This window comes from Ensifer sp. LC11 (assembly GCF_001695835.1).
In the GTDB taxonomy this organism is placed as follows: domain Bacteria; phylum Pseudomonadota; class Alphaproteobacteria; order Rhizobiales; family Rhizobiaceae; genus Ensifer.
Window position 1 is genome coordinate 1 of record NZ_MBSO01000051.1, and the last position, 5,144, is coordinate 5,144.

Annotated in this window: 3 protein-coding genes and 1 pseudogene; 2 read left to right on the plus strand and 2 right to left on the minus strand. The window is 63.7% G+C overall.

Annotated elements, in window-relative coordinates:
- Nucleotides 1-162: 162 nt before the first annotated feature.
- Nucleotides 163-2,376 (minus strand): methyl-accepting chemotaxis protein, encoded by a 2,214-nt coding sequence (locus BBX50_RS29535; RefSeq protein WP_083213804.1) that lies wholly within the window; start codon nt 2,374-2,376, stop codon nt 163-165.
- 241 nt (nt 2,377-2,617) lie between these two features.
- Here BBX50_RS29535 and BBX50_RS25515 point away from each other — a divergent pair, with 241 nt between their 5' ends.
- Both BBX50_RS25515 and BBX50_RS25520 read left to right on the plus strand, forming a co-directional pair.
- On the plus strand, nt 2,618-3,388 hold the full coding sequence (locus BBX50_RS25515; RefSeq protein ID WP_065778091.1) for a TlyA family RNA methyltransferase: 771 nt from the start codon (nt 2,618-2,620) through the stop codon (nt 3,386-3,388).
- A complete protein-coding gene (locus tag BBX50_RS25520) occupies nt 3,385-4,635 on the plus strand; it encodes a class I SAM-dependent RNA methyltransferase (protein ID WP_065778092.1) in 1,251 nt (416 codons plus the stop codon). Before BBX50_RS25515 ends, BBX50_RS25520 begins: the two co-directional genes overlap by 4 nt.
- A gap of 272 nt (nt 4,636-4,907) precedes the next feature.
- On the opposite strand, the pseudogene BBX50_RS25525 reads toward BBX50_RS25520, so the two are convergent.
- Nucleotides 4,908-5,144, minus strand: a pseudogene (locus BBX50_RS25525) (chemotaxis protein); the annotation flags it as partial.

The following is a 5,144-nucleotide window of genomic DNA, read 5'->3' on the forward strand; positions in this document are numbered from 1 at the left end:
GGAACCAGGCTGTCGAGCGTCACCATCTCGAGTGCGGTCTGTTCGGGAGCGGGTTTCTTCAACATAACCCAGTGAATCAAAAACCCCCGGCAAACGCCAGAGGTTTGTCAGCAGTCTGACCCCGGCTCATCGCCGGGGTTTTTGTATTTCTGGATGTATCGATCAGAATTCCTGCCAATCGTCGTGCGCCACCGCGGCGTTGCCATGTGACGTCGGGCGAGCGGGAGTGAAACGCTGCATGGGGGCGGCCGCCGGAGGCGCCATGGCGCGCGCGACCGTCCGGAGTTCGTTGACCGACGCAGGGCGGGCTTCGCCCGGAAGCGTAAAGCGGGTGATCAGCTCGCGCAGGCGCACCGCTTCGTTGGCGAGCTGGGCGCTTGCGGCATTGGCTTCCTCGACCATGGCGGCGTTCTTCTGAGTCACCTGATCCATCTGATTGACCGCCGTGTTGACTTCGCTGAGACCCACCGACTGTTCGCGCGCCGAGACGGCAATTGCGCTCATATGTTCGTTGATGGTCGCGACATGGTCGCCGATTGCCTGCAGAGCGGCGCCGGTATCACGCACCAGCCTCACGCCACCCTCGACCTCCGCGGTCGAGTTGCGGATCAGTTCCTTGATTTCCTTGGCGGCTCTGGCCGAACGCTGGGCAAGTTCGCGAACTTCCTGGGCGACGACCGCAAAGCCCTTGCCGGCTTCGCCAGCACGGGCCGCTTCGACCCCGGCATTGAGCGCCAGCAGGTTGGTCTGGAAGGCGATCTCGTCGATCACACCGATGATGTTGGAGATCTGGCCGGAGGAGTTCTCGATCCGGCGCATCGCCTCGACGGCATCCGCAACCACACTTTCGGATTTGGCGGCGCTCGCATTGGCTTCGGTGGCGACGTGCCGTGCTTCTTCCGCCCGCTTCGTCGAGTTCGTGACATTGGCGGTGATCTCATCGAGTGCGGCGGCGGTCTGTTCGAGGGCTGCCGCCTGCTGCTCGGTGCGGCGCGACAGATCATCGGCACTCTCGCTGATTTCCCGCGAACCGCCGTCGATGGAGCGGCTGCTATCGGCGACCGCTGCCAGGGCATCGCCGAGCTGGGCGACAGCGCTGTTCAGGTCGTGGCGCAGTTGCTCAAAGTCGGGCGCGAAGGGCTCGGTGAGCTGGAAGGCGAGATCGCCGGCTGCGAGACGCTTGAGACCACCGGCCAGGCCCGAGGTCGCCTGAACCAGTCGCGCCTGCGCGGCGGCCTCAGCTTCCTCTTGCAGGCGGATCCGTTCGGCCTCGGCTCGCACTCGGTTTTCCGCGGCTTCCGCCTCCAGCCTGCGATTGGCGATCGCCGCCTGGCGGAAGATCTCGACCGCGCCGGCCATCTCGCCGATCTCGTCCTTTCTACCGGAATAGGGGATCGAAGACGTGACGTCGCCTTCCGCAAGGCGTGTCATGGAGCGGGTCGTAGCGACGATCGGCCGGGAAATGGTGCGGCCAACCAGGAACACCGTCGCCGCAATCACCGCGATCGCCGCGACAATAGCGGCGAGAGCGATCGCCTCGATCGATTTCTGCGTAGCGACGCTTTCCGTCTCCGCCTTGACCTTTTCCGCCTCGATAGCGCTGGCCATCTGCTCAAATACCGGCTCGACGGCGGCAAAGGCGCTGGACATCGTGGTCCGCAGTTCGGTTTCGTTTTCGGCAAGGGCCGCGTAATCATTGAAGGCCGCCGCATAATCCTTGAGCGCAGCCAATACCTTGCCCTGCACGTCGCTGCCGCCGAACGCCTCGGCAGGCGTGGCCGCAAAGGCCTCCACTTCGTCGGCATGCTTTTCCACGTATTTGTGGTCGCGCCGCATGATGAAGTCCTTCTCGTGGCGACGCATCGTCAGCATGCTCGCCTGCAGGCCCCTGTCCTTGACCGATTTCAACAGCTCTTCGATGGCATGCACGGCGGTACGCATCGCGCCTTCCTTGCCGTTTGCCGGGTCGAGACCGAGGGTGCGGTTGGCTTGGGCAACAGCCCCAAAGGCCGCCAGGTAGCGCTCATAGCCCTCGGCGATCGTTTGAAGCTGCTGGCGTGTCGAGGTGCTGTCGAGCAATTTGCCGAGCGCGGCCATCGTTTCCTGAGCCTTCACGGCCGTCTGTGTGTGTGACGCCGCATACTTGTCTTCCCGCCGCAGCAGGAAATCCTTTTCGGCGCGGCGCGTCTGCAGGAACTGCACTTCCAGCGTCAGCAGGCTGCGCTCTGCATCACGATGAACTTCCACCTGGCGGCGATAGTCTTCCTCGATGTCCTTCTCGACGACGAAGATCGCGACGATCGCGAGGATGCCGGCAACGGCGATCGGCACGAGCAGGCCGATGCGATGGGAAAGCCTGAGATGAAAACGCGGCATGCGGCAACTCCTTGCGCCAGGAAGCGTCAGGTGACGGAAAGATCAGATTTTGTCGGGAGATCCGAGAGCGGAGACCCTGCGTCATGCAGGCTCGACATCTCCGCAAATTCGCATCCATCATTTAAGGATACGTGAATATTCCCCTACTTTTTAAGGTTTCCTGACTGTTAGCGCGCGCCGCGTCGCTGCTGCAGCCGCGGGGGGGCTTGCCATCGTCGCAGCAAGTCGCCATGAGAAACACATGTCAGAAGATCGCCAGAATGAAGAACACAAGAACAGAATCCGCCTCGACCAGCTGCTGCTCAACACAGGACTGGTCGCCAGCCGCGCCCGCGCCCGTGACGCGATCCAGCGCGGTACCGTCAAGGTCGATGGTCGCACGGTCACCAAGCCGTCGTTGGCCTTCCACGAGAGCGTGACGATCACCATCGATGATCCGGCGCAGGACTATGTCTCCCGCGCAGCGCTGAAGCTTGTCGCAGCGCTTGATCATTTCGCACTCGATCCCTTGGGGCAAAGCTGTCTCGATATCGGCGCCTCGACCGGCGGATTTACCGAAGTGCTCTTGAAGCGCGGGGCCGATCACGTGGTTGCCATCGATGTCGGCCATGGCCAGATCCATCCGCGCGTCGCAGACGACGAGCGCGTCACCAGCATCGAGGGCCTCAATGCCCGCGCGATGACCGAGGACGACATCGACAATCGCGAGGTCACCTTTGTCGTCTCGGACGTTTCGTTCATCTCGCTGAAACTTGCGCTGCCGCCGGCGCTCGAAATGGCGCTTCCCGGTGCGCATTGCATCCTGCTGGTGAAGCCGCAGTTCGAGGCAGGCCGCGATGCGATCAGCAAGGCGGGACTGCTCAAGGATCCCGACAGCGCCCCGGCGGTTGCCGCCGAACTCGAGCGCTGGCTTACCGAGGACATGGGCTGGCAGAGCCTTGGCCTCATCCCCTCGCCCATTGCCGGTGGCGACGGAAACGTCGAATTCCTGCTCGCGGGCAAGAAGCCATGAGCACGCAGACGGTGACGATCGCTCGTCTCGGCGCTCAGGGCGACGGGATCGCAGAGGGGACCGATGGACCGATCTACGCGCCGTTCACGCTGCCCGGCGAGATCGCAGCGCTGGCGGTCAACAAGTCGCACGGCACGCTGATCTCGCTGAAAGAACCGTCAGCCGAACGCGTCGAGCCGCGCTGTCGACACTTCGGCCCCGATGGCGTCAACGGCACCTGCGGCGGCTGCACGCTGCAGCATGCGTCGGACGCGCTCTATCACGGTTTCAAGCGCGATCTTGTCATCGCCGCTCTGAAGTCGAAGGGGCTGAAGCCGGAGGTAGCGCCGCTCATCACCGCTGAGCCCGGCCAGCGCCGCCGCGCGGTCTTCACCGCCCGCAAGACCGAGAAGGAGCTGCTTCTCGGCTTCAACCAGGCCGAAAGCCACCACATCGTCGCGATCTCGGAATGTCCGATCACGAGCCCGGGCATCGTCTCGAGGCTCGCGACCATCGCCAAGATCGGTGCGGCGATCGCCGTCAACGCCGAGCCCTTCCGCATCACCGTGCTTGAGACGCTGTCCGGGCTCGACCTTTCCGTCGATGGCATCAAGAAGCTCGACGATCGCGAGCGCCGCCGAACCGTCGAAGCGGTGCTCGGCGAACGCGGCATTGCCCGCGTCAGCCTCAATGGCGAAATCATCGTCGAGCCGGTGAAACCGGTGATCGACTTCGGCGGCGTCTCGGTCTTACCGCCACCCGGCAGCTTCACCCAGGCAACGGCGCAAGCCGAAGAGGCGATGGCGAAGCTGGTGCTCGACCATCTCGGCAAGGCCAAGCGCGTCGTCGATCTCTTTGCCGGCTGCGGCACCTTCGCTCTGCGCATCGCCCGCAAGGCGCGCGTGCATGCGGTCGAAGGCGAGGACAAGGCGCTGAAGGCGCTCGACTTCGCCGCCCGCAACACGCAGGGGCTGAAGCCGGTGACGGTCGAGAAGCGCGACCTCTTCCGCCGTCCGGTCATGGCGCAGGAGCTGAAGGTCTTCGACGCGATCGTCTTCGACCCGCCGCGGGCCGGCGCCGAAGTGCAGTGCCACGAGATCGCCCGCTCCGGCGTCAAGAAGGTCGTGGCCGTTTCCTGCAATCCGATCACGCTTGCGCGCGATCTCTCGATCCTGACTGCCGCCGGCTACCGCATCACCTCTGTGACGCCGATCGACCAGTTCCTGTGGTCGGCCCATGTCGAGGCAGTGGTGACACTCGAGAAGTGAGTGCACCCAGCAGAGCGCCGTCTCCTGCTTCCGTCATGCTCGGGCTCGACCCGAGCATCCATCTCCGGGTCTCGACCCCTTGGCACTGGATCCTCGGGTCAAGCCCGAGGATGACTGGAGGAGATATCGGCGGACAACGTTAACAGCGCCCCAATGATAAAGGCCCGGTTTCCCGGGCCTTTATCATGTCGGGCTTGAAGCCCTTGCCATACTGATTCACGGCAAGGGCCTTATCGCCTTGTTATTGCAGCATTCTGTCGATCGACGTCCACTCAAGCCGCGCGGCGACGGCCGCCCCCGGTTCGCACTTCGCCGAGGTTGAACTGGGCAAGCAGCGCATTGAGCGAGGCGGCTTCGGAGGCAAGACCGTGGCTTGCCGCCGTCTGCTCTTCGACCATCGCCGCGTTCTGCTGCGTGCCCTGGTCCATGGTATTAACAGCCGTGTTGATCTCCTGGAGACCGGTCGACTGTTCGCGTGTCGCCGTCACGATCGCGCTCACATGTTTGTT